This is a genomic window from Pseudomonas sp. NPDC096950 (genome assembly GCF_044762525.1).
Classification (GTDB): Bacteria; Pseudomonadota; Gammaproteobacteria; order Pseudomonadales; family Pseudomonadaceae; genus Aquipseudomonas.
Genome location: NZ_JBIWEL010000005.1, coordinates 147,716 through 167,573, shown reverse-complemented (window position 1 = coordinate 167,573; position 19,858 = coordinate 147,716). Strand labels below are relative to the sequence as shown.

General features: G+C 49.1%; 21 protein-coding genes. 19 read left to right on the top strand and 2 right to left on the bottom strand.

All coding sequences use genetic code 11. The features are described from left to right. The first annotated feature begins 212 nt into the window (after positions 1 to 212). From ACIQY3_RS11665 to ACIQY3_RS11595, 15 genes are read left to right on the top strand one after another with little or no spacing between them, the layout of a single operon-like run. Positions 213 to 641 (top strand): DotD/TraH family lipoprotein, encoded by a 429-nt coding sequence (locus ACIQY3_RS11665; protein ID WP_403019469.1) that lies wholly within the window; start codon positions 213 to 215, stop codon positions 639 to 641. A gap of 23 nt (positions 642 to 664) precedes the next feature. After that, the gene (locus ACIQY3_RS11660; protein WP_403019468.1) at positions 665 to 1,654 is read left to right on the top strand and encodes a hypothetical protein; all 990 of its coding nucleotides are present in this window, start codon (positions 665 to 667) and stop codon (positions 1,652 to 1,654) included. After that, positions 1,651 to 3,510: a hypothetical protein gene (locus tag ACIQY3_RS11655; protein ID WP_403019467.1), complete on the top strand. Its 1,860-nt coding sequence runs from the start codon at positions 1,651 to 1,653 to the stop codon at positions 3,508 to 3,510. The genes ACIQY3_RS11660 and ACIQY3_RS11655 overlap by 4 nt, the downstream gene beginning before the upstream one ends. A 7-nt stretch (positions 3,511 to 3,517) precedes the next feature. Then, positions 3,518 to 4,546, top strand: coding sequence for a type II secretion system protein (locus tag ACIQY3_RS11650; protein WP_403019465.1), 1,029 nt, complete (start codon positions 3,518 to 3,520; stop codon positions 4,544 to 4,546). Positions 4,547 to 4,557: 11 nt separating this feature from the next. Then, positions 4,558 to 5,172, top strand: a complete 615-nt coding sequence (locus tag ACIQY3_RS11645; RefSeq protein ID WP_403019464.1) for a type II secretion system protein — start codon at positions 4,558 to 4,560, stop codon at positions 5,170 to 5,172. A 12-nt stretch (positions 5,173 to 5,184) separates the two neighbouring features. Then, a complete protein-coding gene (locus tag ACIQY3_RS11640; RefSeq protein ID WP_403019463.1) occupies positions 5,185 to 5,976 on the top strand; it encodes a hypothetical protein in 792 nt (263 codons plus the stop codon). 3 nt (positions 5,977 to 5,979) lie between these two features. Then, on the top strand, positions 5,980 to 7,863 hold the full coding sequence (locus ACIQY3_RS11635) for an ATPase, T2SS/T4P/T4SS family (protein WP_403019462.1): 1,884 nt from the start codon (positions 5,980 to 5,982) through the stop codon (positions 7,861 to 7,863). Then, positions 7,863 to 8,966, top strand: coding sequence for a hypothetical protein (locus ACIQY3_RS11630; RefSeq protein ID WP_403019460.1), 1,104 nt, complete (start codon positions 7,863 to 7,865; stop codon positions 8,964 to 8,966). Before ACIQY3_RS11635 ends, ACIQY3_RS11630 begins: the two co-directional genes overlap by 1 nt. A gap of 10 nt (positions 8,967 to 8,976) precedes the next feature. Beyond that, the gene (locus tag ACIQY3_RS11625; protein WP_403019459.1) at positions 8,977 to 10,179 is read left to right on the top strand and encodes a hypothetical protein; all 1,203 of its coding nucleotides are present in this window, start codon (positions 8,977 to 8,979) and stop codon (positions 10,177 to 10,179) included. Next, positions 10,166 to 10,723, top strand: coding sequence for a hypothetical protein (locus ACIQY3_RS11620; RefSeq protein ID WP_403019457.1), 558 nt, complete (start codon positions 10,166 to 10,168; stop codon positions 10,721 to 10,723). The genes ACIQY3_RS11625 and ACIQY3_RS11620 overlap by 14 nt, the downstream gene beginning before the upstream one ends. A gap of 2 nt (positions 10,724 to 10,725) precedes the next feature. Continuing rightward, positions 10,726 to 11,289 carry a hypothetical protein gene (locus tag ACIQY3_RS11615; protein ID WP_403019456.1) on the top strand — a complete coding sequence of 188 codons (564 nt, stop codon included), beginning with the start codon at positions 10,726 to 10,728 and terminating at the stop codon, positions 11,287 to 11,289. A gap of 7 nt (positions 11,290 to 11,296) precedes the next feature. Then, positions 11,297 to 12,034, top strand: coding sequence for a hypothetical protein (locus ACIQY3_RS11610; RefSeq protein WP_403019454.1), 738 nt, complete (start codon positions 11,297 to 11,299; stop codon positions 12,032 to 12,034). Positions 12,035 to 12,073: 39 nt separating this feature from the next. Then, positions 12,074 to 12,541 carry a lytic transglycosylase domain-containing protein gene (locus tag ACIQY3_RS11605; RefSeq protein WP_403019453.1) on the top strand — a complete coding sequence of 156 codons (468 nt, stop codon included), beginning with the start codon at positions 12,074 to 12,076 and terminating at the stop codon, positions 12,539 to 12,541. A gap of 22 nt (positions 12,542 to 12,563) precedes the next feature. After that, positions 12,564 to 12,845: a hypothetical protein gene (locus tag ACIQY3_RS11600; protein ID WP_403019451.1), complete on the top strand. Its 282-nt coding sequence runs from the start codon at positions 12,564 to 12,566 to the stop codon at positions 12,843 to 12,845. Further along, entirely contained in the window at positions 12,845 to 13,339 is a 495-nt protein-coding gene (locus ACIQY3_RS11595) for a hypothetical protein (protein WP_403019450.1), read from the top strand. The genes ACIQY3_RS11600 and ACIQY3_RS11595 overlap by 1 nt, the downstream gene beginning before the upstream one ends. Before the next feature lie 539 nt (positions 13,340 to 13,878). Here ACIQY3_RS11595 and ACIQY3_RS11590 read toward each other — a convergent pair. After that, entirely contained in the window at positions 13,879 to 14,127 is a 249-nt protein-coding gene (locus ACIQY3_RS11590) for a helix-turn-helix domain-containing protein (protein ID WP_403019696.1), read from the bottom strand. 511 nt (positions 14,128 to 14,638) lie between these two features. Between ACIQY3_RS11590 and ACIQY3_RS11585 the strand changes: the two genes are divergently transcribed. From ACIQY3_RS11585 to ACIQY3_RS11570, 4 genes are all read left to right on the top strand, one after another. After that, positions 14,639 to 16,789 carry an ATP-dependent helicase gene (locus ACIQY3_RS11585; protein ID WP_403019449.1) on the top strand — a complete coding sequence of 717 codons (2,151 nt, stop codon included), beginning with the start codon at positions 14,639 to 14,641 and terminating at the stop codon, positions 16,787 to 16,789. Between the two features lie 68 nt (positions 16,790 to 16,857). Next, entirely contained in the window at positions 16,858 to 17,646 is a 789-nt protein-coding gene (locus tag ACIQY3_RS11580; protein ID WP_403019448.1) for a hypothetical protein, read from the top strand. Between the two features lie 80 nt (positions 17,647 to 17,726). After that, entirely contained in the window at positions 17,727 to 18,257 is a 531-nt protein-coding gene (locus tag ACIQY3_RS11575; protein ID WP_403019447.1) for a hypothetical protein, read from the top strand. Positions 18,258 to 18,337: 80 nt separating this feature from the next. Further along, positions 18,338 to 18,613, top strand: coding sequence for an ASCH domain-containing protein (locus ACIQY3_RS11570; RefSeq protein ID WP_403019445.1), 276 nt, complete (start codon positions 18,338 to 18,340; stop codon positions 18,611 to 18,613). A 165-nt stretch (positions 18,614 to 18,778) separates the two neighbouring features. Here ACIQY3_RS11570 and ACIQY3_RS11565 read toward each other — a convergent pair whose 3' ends face one another. Further along, the gene (locus tag ACIQY3_RS11565; protein ID WP_403019443.1) at positions 18,779 to 19,603 is read right to left on the bottom strand and encodes an FkbM family methyltransferase; all 825 of its coding nucleotides are present in this window, start codon (positions 19,601 to 19,603) and stop codon (positions 18,779 to 18,781) included. Positions 19,604 to 19,858: the final 255 nt, after the last annotated feature.

Below are 19,858 nucleotides of genomic sequence, written 5' to 3'. Positions count from 1 at the left end.
TCGAGGCCCCATTTTTGGGGCCTTTTTCGTGTTAATCTGCTGAAAAAACACGCAACACCTGCGCATTTGTTGACAAGCTTTGGTGGGCTGATAACATCGGCATAATATATCGATACCGAAGTAAACCAATGCGATCACTACCGAAAGCTCTGATTCTGTGCTCTGTGGCGTTTCTCGGAGCGTGCGTGGGGAAGGGCGCCGAACAGCCATTGATGTCGGAAAATGATCCGGCTGTGACGGCGCTCCGGGATGCTGCTATGCGGACGGCTAGGTCGAACGAACAAGCCGCGCTCTCTTCAACAGCCGCCAGGAAAATTAATCGAGTTACTGAAGAGTACAAGGTTGATCTCAATCGCCTGCCACCTGAAATGCGGGAACCACTGCTGCTTGAAAATGGTTTCAACGGTGAGCTAGAGATGTTTGTTACATCGCTCATGGATGTCATTGGATGGCCAAAACCAATAATCCTAGGGGCTAGGCCATCAACGCCAAAAATTATCAGCATGACTGAACAGCGCAGACCCCCTGCCGAGTGGCTTGCGGATGCCGGTTTTCAAGCTGGAAAAGTGGCTGATATTCGAATCAACCCAAACCTGCGCCAAGTAGTAATCAAGTATTTGGAAGTGGGATCGACGAAATGAAGCGTGCATTTCACTGGAGAACTATGTCCATTCATACTGCGCGCGGGCTAATTGTTGCCGCTTCAGTCTTCGCTTTTCCGGGGCTTGCTTCAGCAGGATTTGAAATTGAAGGCACCACTCCTTACGGGAGTGAAAATACTTCGATGGGCCAATTTCAACCGTATGAAAAGAAAGGTGCAGCCACCTTTAAGAATCCTGAACCTGGTTTAGTTCCGCAGCAGCGGCGGTATGAGAATGCTGAACTTGTAGTTGATCTTGCCTATCAATCCGTTACCCAAACTGGCCCGAGCAAAACTGCGCCGGTAGACGGCTTTGCCGATGATGTTCCTTTTGCTGAAGCGATGATGATGGTGCTTCCGTCTGGATGGCAGTTGTACAAGGAGAAAGGTTTAGAGAAGTCAGATATTCCTGTGACAATCAGTTTCACAGGGAACAAATCTATGCCTGAAGTCTTACGGCAGATTGGCGACCGCAATGGTTTAAAGTTTCATATCGATTGGTATCAAAACACCGTAATGCTCTCGAAGGGACGGAATACATTCGCCGCTTCAAAGGCGATTAAAGTCATACCAGAGCCGGTTAAAGCCCCAACTCCAGTATTGCAAACGGCAAAAATCAATAAACCGGCTAATACCGCTGTCTTATTGGCTTCGGGTAACAGTGAAGCTACTGTCGCAGTGTCTGTTCCGGCGCAGTCAAAGGTATTCACCCCGCAAAAACAACCCGCGTCGGTTGTCGCGGCCCCTGTTATTAGCAAAGCCCCCAGTCTGGTTTCATTGAACGTACAGTCCGGCTCGCTTCGCGCAAACATCGAAAGACTGAGCAAAGAAAATGGTTGGCTTGAACCGTCTTGGAATGATGAGTACGACTACATGCTTAAAAGTAGTTATACCGTCACAGGGAAAACTTTTGCAGAAGCGGTCACTAAACTTCTTCTTTATAACCCGACAGTAGTTGCTGACGTGAATACTGCTGAACGAAAAATCTATGTTTTAGAGGGGAAACGTAAATGATGCGGCGAATTTGTATTTTTACCTTGTCATTCGCGTTTGTTGTCGCTACGGGATGCACAACTCACATCGACGGTAATTCGGGCAAGGCCAAAGAGTTCAATAACGAAATCGAAGAGCTCAAGGCCAAGATGAACGCTCCTGCGAGTGAGCGTGTACGGATCAGCGATATCCCAATGGCTGGAGAGCCAGTAAAGATCCCTAAACACCAGTGGTTGAAAAATATTCGGCTGACGTTGCCTGTAGCGAAGGATAGCGCCGGGATCACCGGCCGCGCATTGGCTGAGATGCTGCGCAGTAAAGGCGTCAATGTGATGTCCTCGCTGCCGTTGGAAAGCTATACGTACACCGGTTTTGGCGTGTCCAATGTCGACGGCGATACAGCAATGCGCTTGTTGTTCACTCCAATGGGACTGGATTATGTGATCAACGATGAAGGCCAGTTTGTCGCCGTAGTGCCGATGCGTTCGCGCACCTGGTACCTGAAGCTTGGCGCGCGGAAAACTTCCTACAAGAACGGCACTATTTCGGGGAACGTGGGTTCTTCTTCTGGTAGCAGTGGCAGTAGCGGCACGTCATCAGGTGGCAGTGGCAGTGGGATGGGGGGTAGCGGCGGCACAAACTCAAATCTTGTTGGCGGCGTATCAACGGGCGTGGATACGGGCTCCGGAAAAATCGAGATCGAGGGTAAGTTCTGGGAAAACTTGGACAAGCAATTGTCCAGCATTCTCAAGCAATGCATCCCAACCACTTCTAGCGTTGCGCCTGTAAGCGTCGGTTCGAGTCTGCCGCCGCTCCCGCCCGAGTTAGCCGGATCTATGGGTGGGACGATGCCTCCATCAATGAACCTGATGACTGCAAATGCACAAACGCCTGCTGCCGGTTCCAGCTCCAACCAGGAACTGTGCGCTGAGCAGACAATCGGCAATTACAGCACCAACCCAGATACCGGCGCGATTACGGTTCAAGCACCGCACTGGGTAATGTCGCAAGTCGATGAGATAATCAAGGGCATCAAAAACGACAACGGTGCAGTAATGGTGTACGAGGGCATGCTTATCATGGTCTCTACAACCAGAGATAAGAGCGAAGGCCTCGATCTTCAAGCTTTTGCGACCTTCGCTGGTGGCAAATATGGCATGGTTGTGAATAACAATGCCTTGGGTGGCGTAACTGTTTCCCCACCTTCGACGGGCAATCCACCGGCTGTTACACCTGGTGACCAAGGTGTCATTGGTAATACTTTCCTCGGGTTGCAAAAGTTAACGGGCACCCCGGCACAGGTTTTCTTAGCTTACCTTGAAGCGAACGGCAATTTCACGGTTAAGCAGAAGCCACGCTTGGTCACAACCAACGGTGTCCCCGGCGAATTCGCCCAATACGAAACCCAGTACTACAACCAGATCGTCCAGAACACATCTTCGGGCGCATCAGGTGGCGCGTTGGTGGGCACAACAAACCAACTTGTTCCTTTCAAAACAGGTGCACTGCTCAGGATCGTCCCTACTTATGACGCTGAAGAGCAGACTGTCCGGTCGCCAATTACATTTACCCAGTCAATTCAAACTGGCGTTTTTCAGTCCGTGCAGTTCATTACCGGTTCTGATGGAAAGACAGAACAAATTCCATCTCCGATTCCGAAAATACGAGACAGTAACTTTTCTGGCGAAGTGTTGATGCGTGACGGGGACATGATCATTCTGGGCGGTCAAGTAAGTGAATCGAACGAAAGTTCCGGCTCAGGCATTCCCGGCTACAACGCTGAAGGTAACTTCTTATCCGGTTTGATGGGTAAGAAAACGCATAAGGATGCTGTCAGTACGTACTATCTCGCGCTCACGCTAAGAATAAACAAATAGGTGTAAAGTGAGAAAGAGAAGTCAAGGCTTTACACTCATTGAGTTGATGGTCACCGTGGTTATTTTTGGCGTGATAATGATTGCGACCGCACCGTTCTTGTCACAGTTCTTGCAACTAAGAACCATGGAGAACCGTGATCGCAACTCTCTTGCGGTGCAGCGGATATCTTCTGCGTTGACGAATTTCTCAAGAAACACGAATAACGGAAGGTTGCCATTACCCTATTCCGGGAATGGCCTGAATAGCGCAGTTTTCAATCCAAATGATGCAACCCCAGCGGGGCAGGCGTTGGCTCTTGAAATGCGCAATACCGGTATCGAAGTAGGTTCGATAAATGATGATGGCTCGGTCAATCGGAATCTACGGGTTTACCAAGTGGTTCCGGGGTTGCTCTATACGATGCCGTACTACTTTCAAACTGGTACCCAAGTAACACTGACCTATGACGTTGGAGTGATTTATCAGTCCGCCTGTGGCATGAGCGATAGCTGCAATGCCTCCGTGCCAGGGGACTCTGGTGTATTTAATGCGGCCACGTTCCCAACGTGGACACCATCCGGGACGGATTATGCTGGTGTTGTAATCAGCACGCTGCCAGAACAAAAACAGATGCTGAGTATGACTATTGCCCGGACAAACACCTTGCGTGACAAATTGAGTAGCGAATTCAACGCCAGGCTAAGAATGGCCGCTGCAAATAGCGCCCAGAATTTTTATCCACTGCCAACCAACTCAGGAGCGCCAAACCTGATTGGAAGAAACCCTGTTACAAACATGGGGTGTCATAACGGCTGGTACCGACTTGACGCTGTGAACGTGAATATTTTGGATTCCATAGGCTTGAGTAAAGAAGAATTCGGCACTACCGCTTGGGGGGGGTCTATTGAGTATTGCCAGGACTATGACCCCGCTGCGACGGGAACCGCGAGTGCTGGGATTCCTCCACACTATTCGGCTCTACGGATTAACAAGAATCTTACAGCCGCAGCTCCACCAACTGGCGTAATTGCATCAGATCTAGTTATTACCTTTTAAGGAGAAAGACCATGCTTTTAGTGAGCAAACTGAAACAACGTCAAAAGCAGAAGGGCTTTACGCTCATCGAATTGATGGTCGTCGTAGTGATTCTCGGCATTTTGCTGATCATGGTAGCAAACCCATTCAAGGGTACGGCTGATCCAGCCAATGCGAAGGCTATGCGGTCTTTCGCAAAAGCAACCGCTTCCGCCATCGGCATCATGCATGCTCAGCTCGGAACGGGAACCAACGCGCTGTCCAACCCGATTACCAAACCGGGCCTGACAATGATGGACGTAATTGTCGTGGGTGAAGACGCAGTGAATTCAGCGTACTTGTCGAAGTACAAAAGCTTGAACGCGCGGCCTTTGGATACCGATGTAACTGTAATTACACGGCCAAGCGGTTCGTCTCCTGGCTCTTATGCAGTGGTGAACTTCCCTGTTACTTTCCAAGCCTCCTGCGCAACCGTAGGCAAAATCTGTCTTCAATTTGATGTTGTGCCGTCGGATACATTGCAGCAACTGGCTCAGGACTTTGGCATCGAGTTCGACTCAAGCCAAGCGGTAACAACAGGCAACCTCCGCTATACCGCTGCGGATGGTAACGGTAAGCACGTGGTCAAAATGATCACTACGCCGTAAGGAGACTTACAAGTGTTTGCTTTTCTTCTAATCGCCATCGGATTGGCAATGTTCTCGACACTCGATTCTGCCATTAGCCATGTGCAGGAACGTTTTGATTATTATCGGTCGCAGAATATTGCCTACCATATCCATGCTTTGGGCGACGGAGTAAAGCAATTCTACTTTGAAAACCCCGCACAAGGTTTGATAAGCCCGGATCTCGTTGCGTCGAGGCCGGGCTTTGAATATCTCAATCTACATGTAAATGATGTGATTCAATTTGAAACGTCATCAGGTATCAGCGATTCCGTATGGAAGTTCAATCGAGTTGCACTCTGGTTTGAGTCGCCCAAGTCGTACTTGGGCAAAAGCGATTATTTAGGTGCAAGTTATAACCAGTGCGGAACGGGTGATTTTTATACCGCTCAATCCTGGTGTGGAAATAGTAATAGCCTATGGCTGAAGATCGAAACCCGCTCAGATAAAGCGGAGTTGATTGTTGCGGAGAAGCAACGCATGCAGAGGACTCTGCAAAAGTTTCTTCGCCGTTACAGTGATGATAGAAAATTTACAACTCTCGCAAGTGGATCAGTGGTTAGCCTGGCTGGGATTGTTGGCTACACAGGAACGGCCGCTAATTGCCAAGGTAACTTTGTATTTCAAGGCATACCATTGTCTTGTGACGATTTTTTTAACTATTGGGGGATCCCAATAGCATTAAACCAGATCTCCGAAGATCATATTGCTTTAGTAAACAGAACTGGTGTCCTGCAAAGTTCTGGTCAAATTGTACGTCTTGCTGAAGAAGCTCGCTTGGAGTGAAAAATGAATGCAAAAGTTAGTACCGCCGGTGAGCTTCTCATAAAGAAATGGGGCCTGACTGATCCTTCCAAAGAGATCCAGGTGCACGCGGATCGTTGTGTTTCGCTGTCCAGCAATAAAGTAGGCGAAATCGTGGTTGCTTTGGACATTATGTCTTCAGAGGACGTTGAGGCTCGCCTGGCTGAAAAGCCGGCCACTGTTAAAACTCTGGACTGGCTGAAAGACGCGTGTCCGCCTATCGTAGCCCGTTACGATGAAATCATGGCAATTCAACAGCGATTCCTATTTGTAGGAAACCCTACTGATACATTGCATCTTCATCCGATTATGGCTGGAGACAAATACGTCATTAGTGATGAATGTTCGCGAAAGAACATGCTTCCTGTATTGGCTGAAGGTCGCCAAACTATTTTGTTGTTCGGTGATATTTCCAAACTCACTGAGTTCAGGGCACGGAACAGAGCTCAAATCAAAGCCTGCCCTATATTTAAAGCATTAATTGCCGAAAGCGTTAACACTGACACCATAGTGTATGGGATTGCTTCCAACAATATGATGATGGGTTTATCCCATACCATGGATAGTGGATCTGAAATCGGTGCTGAAGGGGACAACCAACAAATCATTTATCAGCGAGAAGGAGAATCTGATCCGCTGATTAACAGACTGATTGGCTACTTAAACTTGGCCATGCACCAAGGGGTTAACGATATTTGGATAAAGCCTCACCAGGAAGATGGTTCCGGATTAATCTATTTCCGAAACAATCAGATGTTGCGTCAGGTGTTTACAATTGATTCCTCGACACGAATTGCGCTGGTCAACATCCTCGGCCAAAGGTCGAAAGCGAACCCGAGTAGTGGGCGTGTGTTACACCCACTAAACGGAAGTGCTACTTTCAAAGGGAAAAGCGGCACCGCGTTTCTACGTCTTAGTTTCATTCCAGTTGTAAACTCAGGCGTGAGCGACGATTATGTTTCTGTATCGATTCGTGTACTTCCGCGTGAAATTAAGGATATCTCTTTAGAATCCTTGAATATTGATAAGGATATTATTAGCGAACTACAAAGGTTGGCTGTTCTACCCCAGGGGTTGATATTGGTCTGCGGGCCCACGAACTCCGGCAAATCGACAACCATTGCTGGGGTCATTACTGAGCATGAGCGCTACTGGGGTATTAAGAAAAAACGCTTAAGCCTTGAGAATCCTGTTGAACGATTGCTCAAGGGCGTGGCTCATGTCGATGTTAGTAAACATATATATCGCGAAGCATTCAAACCTGGTGATAATGAATTCACGGCTGCCATGCGTGCTGTTCTTCGCCACGATCCGGACTTAGTCTATATTGGTGAGGTTTTGGGGGCTAACGAGGCTATTACTTGCTCTCGCGCAGCTAACTCTGGTCACCTCGTGCTTTCCACTATTCACGCTAATGATCCGGTTACGGGTTATAAAACGGTCGCGAACTATATTCCTCCTGGAATGCTTTACGATCTCGTGACAGCGCTCGAAGCAGTTTTAGCTCAACGGCTTCTCCCTTGTGTTTGCGAGGTTTGTAGCGTTATGACTGAATTTGACGAATCCAATATTTCGGATCTGGAGGCGTATGCTCGACAGAAGGGCATAACCAATTTCAGCCGCGACACATTGCCCAAGTATCACAGGGTCGCTGATCCCAAGGGATGCAATTCATGTATTGATGGGTATTCAAGCATGATTCCGGTTCATGGACTTTTACTGTTCACACCAGAAATTAAAAATCTATTGGTCGCGAATGATCCTAGAGACCTTTTGAAGGTACAGGAAATGACGCCATACAAAATGTTTGACTCCGCTTTCAAGCATTTTGTTTCTGGGCGAATTGATATCAAGACGGTGAAAGTCTGATGAAAACCAAGAATAATAAGGTTATCAGGACTAATCGTGAGCTGATGGAGGTTAGTTTTATTTTTCGTAACCTCTATAAAGCGGGAAACTTGTCGGCCGCTGAGGTTATGATTGAAGCAGGTAATATGCTGCCTCGATTCAAAAGTATCCTTTATGCCGGTGCTAAAAAAATTAACACATCCGGCATCTCTATTTCCTTGGCTTTGGAGTCTGTATTTCCACAAAATGTCATGCCTGCTATTATCGCGGGCGAAGAGGCTGGTAGCCTTGATAACGTTTTCGACCAAATTTGGCAGACCAGCAAAACCCAAGAATCAATAAACAAAGTGCTGCGTGGTTTGAGAACACCTTTCGGGCTCATGGTTACGGCAATCGGCATTGGCCTGTCCTTCTATCTATTCCTCGTTCCACAGCTCTACGATTCCATTCGCCATGGTTTGCCAAATAGATACTCGCCGCCAGCGGTAGTCTCCATGGCTTTGCATACCAATGCATTTATCCTTAACTGGTGGTTGGCATTACTGGCCGTTTTTTCAATCATTGTTTTGGGTGTTTCTGCATATCTGTCAAGAGAGGAGAACCGCAGGAAGGCGTCAAACTTTCTAATCACACAGCTCCTGAAAGTTAAAGGGGTTGGTTATGCATATTCGCTGTTGAAGTTCGGTATAACCGCGCGTTACTTTGAAATTGTATCTTCCGCTGGCTTGCCTATGGATGAGCAAATTAAACACGTTGTTAAAACACTTCCTGAACCTTTGCAGTCAGGTCTGCGAGCATTTGGTAGAGACATGGGTCAGCATGGACTTCTAAAGGCGTCTGACAACCAACGAAGGGATGTTTCTGACCCACGGGCAAGCTCAGTACTTTGGCCTCCTTATATACGTTTGGCGTTTCGTCAAGCTCACCAAACTGGTAGCGTTACAGAGCCTATGCGTGAGTATGGTGTGGTCATGATTGAAGATGGTCGGGAAAAAATACAAAAGACAATTGAGACGCTCAATACGATTGGCCTAATTCTTACTGGTGTTGCTGTGGCGGCCCCATTATCCATGGTTTATACAGTGCTCGGGTCAGTACTAACCGCGCACCTGCAAAATAGCTAAAGGCCAAATTATGAAGTTCGTATCTTCCCCGAATGATTTCGATCAATACATTCTCGATAATAGCCGTGAACTAATTCTCATTGGTGGTGATCTGGTTTACGCTTCTGTAGATCGCGAATCTTTAGAAGATGTTACGTCTACAGTAGACGAGAACGGAGATGCTGAATTTATCCAGCAAAATCCCAGGTCTGCTTCCAAATCTCGCTTATTTGATAGAAGCCGCAAGCAGCTTTATTTGGCTATAAAGCGTGATGCTGTAGAAAATGCTGCTAACTATAATGGCAAAGTTGCCCTTATTGCCGATCACTACCTTGCCTACGGCTTAGCGCTTAAGCACAACACAATCGTTATTGGGGGGGCCCCAATCGTCCATGGTTTGATCAACCTGGAAGTGTTTATTTTCACTGATTCACGTCTGGACAATGTGATTGAAAATAGATGGGACGGAAGTCCCTTCCAGTTAGAAGCGGTTCTAAGAGAAGTTTTTGAAAAGCACCCTCTGCACGATGTGCACTGGTGCTCACCATTGCCTGATCCTCCGCTAAGTGACATCACGGCAATGGATCGCTTCCGTCAAGTTGGAGAAGAACCATTTAAGCGTTTGGTTGAGCGTCGTATTCAACTCCGTAAACAAGGTAATGATGAGTCATATGGCTTTGTTCCTGCCTTAGGCTTACTCGGCTTCGCCGTGGCTGTGTACGCCGTCGTTGTTGGTCTTGGTTACGGCAAACTCAACACTGCTCGCCATGAATTCAAGGCGGAAATAGCCGGCTACGAATCTGCGTACGAAAATAGTGCACAGTCATTGGATCAGCTCCGATATCGCCAGGAACTTCTGAACAAGCAGCCTGAGCATTTGGATCGGCTTCGACAAGAGGATGCATTTTTATCCCAGGTTGCCACGCTTCCTGGCGTGCTTGTTCGCAGTGTCAAATTCTTCTCCCCGGCTGATATCAGGCTTCAAGCTTCTTCTCAAGGGTCAATGGATGTCGGTAACATGGCTGTTGACCAGTTTCATATAGAAATTTCTCTTCCTAAAGAAAGTGACCTTTCAGCGCGCGATCAAGCAGAGCCCGTTGTTGCCATGTTGAATAATAAAACTGGTATGACTGTCCGTTTGGTTGATCATACGGATGAGATGGTTAAAGTAGGGCCGACACAGGTAGCTTATTGGAAATACACTTTGGGAGGGGCGAGCAATGCTGCAAACTAAATACCTAACCCTCTTCGGCTCGGCCGTTATCAGTTTCGTGTTCCTATCTCAAAGTTTTCCAGCATGGGAAAAACTTAAAGGTGTAACTACAAAGCAGATTGCTGCTAACGAAATGCTCATTGAATGGAAAGCTGCGTATCAAGCCTTGTTACCGGTCAATGAGCAGTGGAAAAACCGTTTCGTTAGCGCTTCTGACGTCAAGGATCTGCTTTCATTGTTTAGAGTAGTCAATCTTGATCAACATGGGCTCATCAGCGATGTCGATACTATTAAACAAATCAGCGGCGAAGCCGTACTTTTCAATGGATTGTCTGTGGGGTTGCAAAGAGTTTGTCTCGGCAACGCAGGAGGGCCGCTTGATTTAACTGCTACAAATATGACAGCGTTGCGGGTTGGGCTTCAACAACTTGCAAAACGTAATGACATCGAATTGGGCAGTGTTGAAATTACGTATGACCGTGAATCAAAAAAACCTACAGCGCGTGTTTCTGATTTCTGCCTAAGGGTTCGACTGGATTCCGATATTAAGAAGGACGCCATCTAATAATGAAAAGAATTAACTTTGATATCGATCTTTCCCCCGAGTTTTTAAAAACCGGTATTGTTGTCGGTGCGTTATTTTTCGCCTGGATCGCGAGCACCTACTTGAAAGAAGCAACTGTGCGAATGGGTTCCCAAGCTGTGTATGGCGAACAGGCAATTCAATCTTCCGCAATTATTTCTGCGAACGCCCAAAAGCTTGTTGCTCTTTCAATCGTTCAATCTTCGACAACAGCAGCACTTCCTGCTTCGGTTTCGAATGATCAACTTATTGAAGATGCTTTCAGCTTGCCTGAGCCGGTCATTGAAACCAAAGAAGTCGAGCAGAAGAAGGTTGTGACCCCAACCATGGATTTCTTCACGCGCTACAACCCACGTGTGAGCGGCATCACCAGCAATGGTGCTTTCATCAATGGTCACTTTTATGCAATTCGTGAACCGATGCTTTCGTTGTCTGTAATGGGTCTTAACGGGCAGCCAATTAATCCCGTTATTACTAAGATTTCGACCGCAGGTGTGAGCTTGGATCTTGGCGGTGCTCCACTCACGCTCTCATTCAAAAGCTACTGAGGTCTCTATGGATCAGGATCGGCTTGATGAGGTGAGGGCGTCTGTTGAAAACCTGCTTAGCGTTTTTGCCAAGCCTGAGGATAGGGTGCAAAGCACCTCGGGTTCGGCCGTACTCGCCCGCATATCTGACCGTATCCACGCTGTCTTTGATGCGTGGTCTCAATGGCGATATGAAAATCCGGGTCAGGCCCTCCTTGCTAGCTTGACTGCGAGCGTTACTGGCTTGGCGTTCTGTTTTGCTCTCCTATGGACGGTCGCGGACAGTTCCTTTGGCAAAGACACAGGCCTTTTCACTGCACGAGAAAAGGTATCGAACGTTTACTACGCGCTGGTTTGGTCGACGCGAGCTTTTCTTGATTCTCAATCGGAAAAACCCCTTCAACCGCAACGCTTTTCCGGCAGCATCGAGAAGGTAGTTGGCAACATGATGATCGTTGCCTACTACGACCAGGGTAAGCAGCTCAAGCGCGTTATCCGGCTCGCAAATGTCATTGTTCAGGATGTCGATGGGTTTAAAGCCTGGTCAGAGCAATACCGCCTCAAAGGTATGCTCATTGATTTTTATATCCCGCTTGAGAAAGTTTCCGGCTATGACGTCTGGGCGGCTGTTTTGTGGTACCGCCAAGCGCCTATCAATGTTGAGCTCGTGGAGTTAGGCCTCGGTCACCCGGCAGTCAACCCGCCAACTGTCGTGGTCAATGACATTTTCAGTCGGCATTACTGGTCGCTGGTCAAAGGTGGTTGAAATCACCCGAATCTCATTCCTCTGGTATAATGGACTAATATGATAGACCTACCACCTGCCATTCTGCATGACGAAGTCCCGAGGCACTGCTTTTCGGTGGTCGTATCTGCCTATCAGATACAGCCCTCGTTGCTCGGTGGAATCCTGTATGTAGAGGGCGGCCGGAAGGGTATGGCCAATCTGAACAAGAACGGCAGCTACGACTATGGAGCCGCTCAAATCAACTCAAGCTGGCTCGAAAAAACCAAAGAGATCGGCATTGATGCTGAGCAGCTGAAGAATGACACCTGTAAAAACCTTTGGACGGCAGGCTGGATCCTCAGGCGATGCTTGAACAAATTCAATGGGTCATTTTGGGATGGGGTCGGGTGCTATCACACTGGCGAGTCACCCAAAAAACCTGAGCAGATCGCTCGACAAAAGCAGTATGCAATCAAGGTGTATAAAGCTGCTCACAAGGTCGAGGCAAGTGTTGCCCGGTGGCTTGCAGGTGCAAGCCCTAAGTGATCTTCAATTTTACGGTGAAGCTATGCAACGTCTCCGCTGCACTAAAGCTGCATTTCTTGCAGCACTTTTTGTTTCTGGCGTTAACGCCGAAGGGTTAACTCCACCTTCTACTGGACTAGATCCGTCCCAGATCCTAGGTGGAGATGCTGGTGACGCATGTCAAATGCTTGTCTGCCTGAGTGATCCTATGGGGCAAGGATTGGACGAGTGCAAAAAACCACTCGAAAAGTACGCAAAAATGCCTGACCACAAGAAAGCTTCATTTTTACAAAAGTGCCCACAGCAACAGAGTGGTGGCAAGTAATGAAATCCTGGATTGTAGCTTTGCTGCTGATCTCATCCGCCCCGGTTGTTCAGGCAGCAGAAACTGATTGGCATTGGAATGTGTATGGCCAAAGTAGTTACAGCGGCCAGATCAACCTCAGGGATGATCAGGGAAGTGCATTGGCATATCAGCGTTATAGCGGCGCTGGTGTTCCCACCATTTTGGGTTCGTCAAGTGTCCAGCCACCGTTGATGGTAGTGGCGGGAATGGACATGAGCATTGATGTCGTTCAGGCGGGGACGGCAATCCCTAAACCATCTTGCCTTGCGCCCAAGGTTGCAAAAATCTACGTATCGGTGGCGGCGGCCTGCGATTCGGGAGTGGGCTCAAGTATCGGTGGGTTCTATGCGTATGCAGACGAGACTGCTACTACCTTTGTCCCGCGACTGGCTGTTTGGGTTCAAGGGCTCGGCTGGCGCGCCGTGAACAATCAGGCATGTGGCCTGGTTAAAACCGAAACTTTGTGTAAATGAGTCTGCACATGATCAGAAAAATTGGCTTTCTCACAGCGCTTTTGTTATGCGTTTCGGCATCAGGCGCGGACTCAGTGTCCCTCGGTGGGCCGCCCGCTTTAAGTTCAAGAATTGCAACGCCAGGAACACCGTGTTCTGGCGTTGGCACAGAGGCTATTACACCGACAGGCCTCCCCTTGTCCTGTCAGTCGGGTGTGTGGAACCTGCTTGGAATTAGTAATGCCGAGTGGGTGCAAACATACACTTTCATCACCGGCTGGCCTCTGCCGACATTAGTCATGACAACTGTGAGTTGTCCCGTCGGTAAGAGGATTGTGAGTGGCGGTTGTAATTTCAATGGTTATTCACATGAAGTGAATCTTGATGAATCATATCCGGGACAGGACATGACAACCTGGAACTGCGCGGCTAGGGTTTTATCGCTAGAAAAAGAAGATCCGTGGACGGGCGTACAAGCTTCGGCAATTTGCGCTAACTACGCCCAATAGTTCAGTTCGGCACCTTGTTACGTATTTTCGGCTATCCCTACTGGTGTCGTGTTATTGATCTTGGTGCTCAAGGTCAGCCTGAATATCCTGAGTTTTAGAAGCGATTTCTGTGAGAGTAACACCTAGAACAGGGCACAAAAGCATGAGGGTATCTAGGGTTGGGGATCGCTGACCTAACTCCAGAAGTGAGATATAGGTGCGGTCTAACCCAGCCTCCAAGGCCAGAGTAGCCTGTGAGAGTTTCCGCGTTTTACGCAGTTGTCTCATTGCTTTTCCAAATGCAAGGTTATGAGTTTGGATACCGTAAACGCCTGACGAAAAGGAACAATTTTCCTAGGCAAGGTCGACGATAGCGACCGACTATAGTCGGAATTCGGCCTTGACGGCATAAAGTGCCCAATGTATGTCGGGCTATGGGTTCCAATCTTGAGACAAATCATGGTTTCAGGCGTCATTAATCAAGCCGGTGATTTATGTTCTGGAGTTCCACCTGCAATTTCACTGACGGCGATATCACTGTTCATCTAGTCGTATCGGTGCATCGATCAAAGAGAGATGCCATGGCTCAAAGCACTGGGATTTATGAGCTTTCATGGGGTGCCTACGGCCGGTTAATCGTGTCCAGCGACGCAGGCCAACTTCTTGTCGATGCGGGCGAAGTTACTGTGAAAATGTCCACTTCTGACACAGTGTTAACCGGGCAAGAGGCAATCGTTTTTCTCAGAACACATGAAGGCTTCCCACAGGCTTTCGAGCAGTCCAAATGTGCGCCCCGCCCATACCTTGGGAACAAGTACCCTCTGGAGTAGCTATGGCGTTATCAGAAGAACAAAAGCGGATTGTTCTGCATTCTGTCGAGAAGCATGCAAACGTTTTGGCTGTAGCGGGCTCTGGTAAAAGCACGACCATGATCGAGCGAATTGCTTATCTGGTTGAGGCGCATCGCGTAAAACATCAGCAAATAATCGCTGTGATGTTCAATACCGGTGCCTCAGCGGAATTTGGGGAAAAAGTTGCAAAACGCCTCGGCTCCCGCAATGCCCCGGACTCAGTGACATTTCATGGTCTTGGTACTTATACACTGCGCTGGCTGGTCAAGGGTGAGTTCCTGCCCGCCTGGGAATTTGTTGGGAACGTACAAAGAGCAAGAAAATTCGCGGCTAGCGTAATTGAGCCCTTCTGCAAACGTTTGGGCTATCGATATCCGATGATGATCGCAGACGTCTTCATGACGTTTATCGATAGGGTCAAAAGCGATCTTGAAACCCCTGAGGCTGTCTGGGGCTTAGGATCATGGGACGCGCAATATCAATGGTTCGTTGAAGCCTATAAGCAGTATGAGCGCGCAAGAGAAAAGGCTGGCGTTCGGTTTTTTTCTGACCTGATTTATGATCCGGTTGTCGCCATGGAAAAGAACCCCGAGGCCGCTGAGTACGTCGCAAATCGATACCAGCACATGATTGTTGACGAGTACCAGGACATCTGCGAATCCCAGCAAGCCCTCGTCAGGTTTGTTGCGGGTCGTCGGGCGCGCGTAATGTCTGTCGGCGACGATGATCAGTGCATCTACACGTGGAGAGGAGCCAAGCCCTCTTACATTTTGGTTGGCTTCTACAGGGACTTCCCCGGCGCTATCACGTACAAGCTGACGAGGACTTTCAGGTATGGCCACATACTCTCTTGCGCGGCTAACTATGTCATAACACACAACGTAAATCGGGCCGCGAAGCTTTGCATCTCCGCCCATTCGACTCCGAATACGCAGATCAAGATCGAGTGGGAAGACACCCAAGCTTCAAACCTTTTGAAGTTGATCGAAGATCAAATTGCAGCTGGTCGTCCACTCTCTGATATAGCCGTATTATTCCGGACGTACGCTCGCACTGGCTCTTCTCAGTTTGCTCTCCTTAGGGCCGGTATCCCCTTCCGTTTGGAAGGAGGCGAAAAACACTCAGTTCTCGAAAACTCATCAGTAAAAGGGCTTTTATCTTGGATGCAGCTTGCGTCTGGCCAGTTAGCCAGTAAGCCGTATCAGGGCGACCCTGATTTCGGAAGTATTAGCACGATCCGCGAAATGCTGAATATTCCAAGCCTTGGATTGACTTGGGATATGGCAAACGAGCTGGCGCGTTGCGTGCTGGTGCAGCCTGATGGAATAGAAGGGTTTACAACATTCGTTGCAGGCAATCTTACCGGGATGGTCAGTCATCTCTCTGAGGCAGTCATTCGTCGCGGACGTCTCTGGCGGGCGGTGAGGGCGCTGGCGAAAGAAAAAACGAAGCCTGAGCCCGCTAACCTCGTACGTGAACTGATGCGCGAGCTGGCGTTGGTAGACTCTCTTCAGAAACTCGCAAAGTCGGTTGAAGACTTCGAAGACAGGATGGCGGTAATCGATGCGTTCGTCGCCTACATCGACACTTGGCAAGAAGGGGCGGGGCTTGCCAAATTCATTGGGCATATGGCCGACCTCCGGTCGTTTTCCGACAAAGCTAAATCCTCGACTATTGCAATCCTTTTCACGTCCATTCACCGCTCAAAGGGATTGGAGTGGCCGTGTGTTTTCATGATAGGTCTTGCAGAAGGGCACTTCCCACACAAGCCACGCAAAGCGGCTGTGAACGAAGCTGGAGAAGCCGCGAGGGTTGAGGACGAGCGGCGTTTGTTCTACGTAGGGATGACCCGTGCCAGGCAGTTGTTAACTTTCTTATGCCCATTCGATGACAACCTAATGCCCTGGCTTCAAGCGGGCAAGACAGGCTCACCCGAATACTTGTCAGAAAAGGGGGATAGGGCATCGCGCTTCCTGTACGAGTCCAACCTCGTCCTCTCACGCGCGCTGCCGTCAATCGCCAATAAGAAGATAGCTCCCACACCGGCTGACCCTGATCAGATGAATTTTTACTTGGAGGCCATCGGGTCTGATGTTCGTTTGATTAGCGCCAAAGTGGCTCAACAAAGTTGATTTGTCCCCGACGCCGGTTCTTGTGAATGCTGGCGTGGCTGACATCGTAAATAGTGGGAAGCAGTGGAATGGAATTTGAATTTGCATGTGGCAATTTTCGAGCCCGCACTGGCGTGGTTGTGACGGCTCATCATCCACAGCTGGGCTCTCTTTACTGGCGGTACGTGAGTGAAGCCAGTGTGGGTGGGCCGGATTTCTACGGCATCACCGCAGACATCAAAAGCGCGGTTCTCCTTGAGGAGAATTGGCGTACTTTCGCGCCGCGTACAGGTACACAGCACGATCATGTTGCACGGGTACTGCGAGAGATCGATGTAGACGATGATTTGGCATGTATCGATTTCCTAAATCAGCGAGCGCATCAAACGGTTTGCGAGTTTCGTCAATGGCTCTCTTCAGCAGAATGGGTCGATGTTGCAGGGCCTCCTTGCATTGAACAGTGCGTCGATCATGGCTTTTTTTACGAATGGGAAAACGTGGCCATGGGTGAACCATGTTTACTGCCTCATTTCACTCGTCACGGTGCGTCAAGGAGGCATCCCTTCCAAATAGCTCTTTCAGCTCGGCTCCATTGGATGGAGGTGCGTTACCTAGCCGTTTTGGGGTTGGCCGATGCACAACGTCGCGCGAAAAGAAAAGCTTTCAATGCCGTTTTTGAACTTGCGACAAGCGAGGCTTCAGGGCGCGGAAGGTATGGGACAACCATACCTCGACTGTTCGAAGATACGGTGGAGCTAGCCTGGTTCTATCCGGTGATATACGAGCACTGCATGGCTTTGTCGAAATTGTCGAAGGCGGTGCAAGAAAGTCCTATTTGCCTTCAGAAAACGGAAGGTGATGTGCTCACCGCGCAGTAAAACTACAGTCTGCATCGCGTCCGAACGCAGTCATAACGGATGAACTTCGATGTGCAAAAAACACCTGCATGAGCAAAGCGATGAGTGAAGTAACTGAATACTCCATGACGCCTGAGCAGGCTCTCTTTCTCTCCAAGGTCGCGCAGGCTCATCTTCAGGAGCGCAGGGCGCTCTTCAGGTCGTATGCTGCAACGCAAGGCTATGAGGGCCTTCTTGACCTGTTCGCCCAATTCGTTGGAATGGCAAATTCTGTAGCTGAGAACTGCCGAGAAATGACGGATCTTGTGCTGATAACGGAAATGGGGATGAACCCAGACAAATTCGACAGCATTAACCTCCCTACACTACACGGCGCATGCCAGGGCGTCATGCTGGCGGCTCGCTGCGACCCTACAGGAGCTTGTCATGGTTGTGCTTATCGTCTGGGTTCAATAGCCAATCAATCGCCGATGGCGACGTCTGAAGCGGCCTACATGTCCTTCGATAAAAAGGGGTTCATGTGCCATGCAGAATTGGATGAAGCACTCATTCCTACAAAAGTCTGCGTAGGCCACGCCAGAGCATTCAAAGCTGATGCAGGGAATCATGATCTTCCGATCGATCTTTGTTGAGCCAGAGAGCTGAGCGAGGAAGGCGTATCTCAACGCCTTACGGGTAGAGCTTACCTCTTGGATGTGAAAGGGAAACTTACATGCGCACACTGACGCTCGCACTGAAGGCTGTATATTTCGACGACATAAAAGCCGGACGAAAGCTCTTCGAGTACCGATTGGATACGCCTTACTGGCGTAAGCGGTTAGAAGGCCATGTATACGACCAGATTGTGCTGACTAGGGGCTATCCAAGACGAGATGATGCAGGTCGCAGGTTGACGCTGCCATGGCAGGGATGTCACTTAGAAAATCTAACTCATGAACACTTCGGGCCTGATCCTGTCTTGGTCTTCGCAATCAATGTGAAGCACTGAGGCGGTGACGTAGTAAGTGAGGTGGCAAGCTTCTTTATCGAGCAGCGTTTTCGGCATCCCTTCCTACCGCCCATATCGATTCATTTCAGATATTCAAAGTGTAAAGCTCACGGTCGACATCTTTCGTCCGTGAGCGCGGCTGGTGAAAGTAATGAGTTACGCCGGTTACGCCGGCATCAGGGCTTTTTTGATTTTTTGAATTGCTCTCCAAGTGCGACTTCCTTGCATAGCGCGTAACTCAGCCTCAGCCTTTGCGGCTCTGTGCAACGCCGACCCTAGCTGCTGTTCAATTTCCTCAATTGGGTGGCTAAATTTGTGTCCTTTGCAGAACTGGAATTCATCGAGATTGCAAGGTGGGAGCTCAAAGCCTGGTTTGAAACCCAAGCGTTCTTCGGCCAAATAGTAGGTATTGATTCCGTCGAAGTGAACGGAGTGGTACCCAGCGTCTAATACCAGCGACTCCCACGCCTGATCACGATTCCAGGGCGTTTCGATAATGAGAACCCAAGGCCGCCATTTCTTGAAATCCATGCCGCGAAGCACTGATTCCTCATGGCCCTCGACATCTATCTTCAGAAAATAAATGTCCCGTCCGTTGACGTATTCTTCACAAATCGAGGCGAGAGTCCGAGATTCAACTTTTTGAACTAAGACTTCATGGCCACAATTCTTATACGACTGAGCCAGGGACTCAACGAGAGTCGAAAAGCCTGTGTCCGGCACGTTGTAAAAGGTCAGATCTGAGGCGGTCTCCCCTGCTACGCATTGGAGATTCGTATCCCTCGGGCGTTGCTGACAGAGAGCTTCGTAGTAGCTCGGCATAGGCTCGACGTTTATGCCGCTCCAGCCATGATCGTAGAAAGCTTTGGTGACAGAATCACGAACGGGATCATTTGCGCCGACATCAATATAAAAGCCGTGCTGAATGTTCTTGAAAATCCGCCACAGGCGGATGTCTTCGAAATTTTGTGCGTAGGAAATGAAGGCCACAGGCGCATCCTGGTCGTTGATTATTTTTGTCTGCACTGGCGCTAAGTGCAGTCACCCTTTTTATAACAAGTGCGGGTTATCAGAGCAACGGCTCTCAGGCAAAGCCTGGGTGGCGGGTGAAACAACAGGGAGCTGGTCTGTGCCGCCTTGTCCTTATACCCCTTCCTAATTCAGCCAGCACTCCTTGGGGGAGATGCTCGCCTAGTGCGCTCTCCGTGCCAGCGGACGAGAATGACTTGTGAAACATATTTCTTT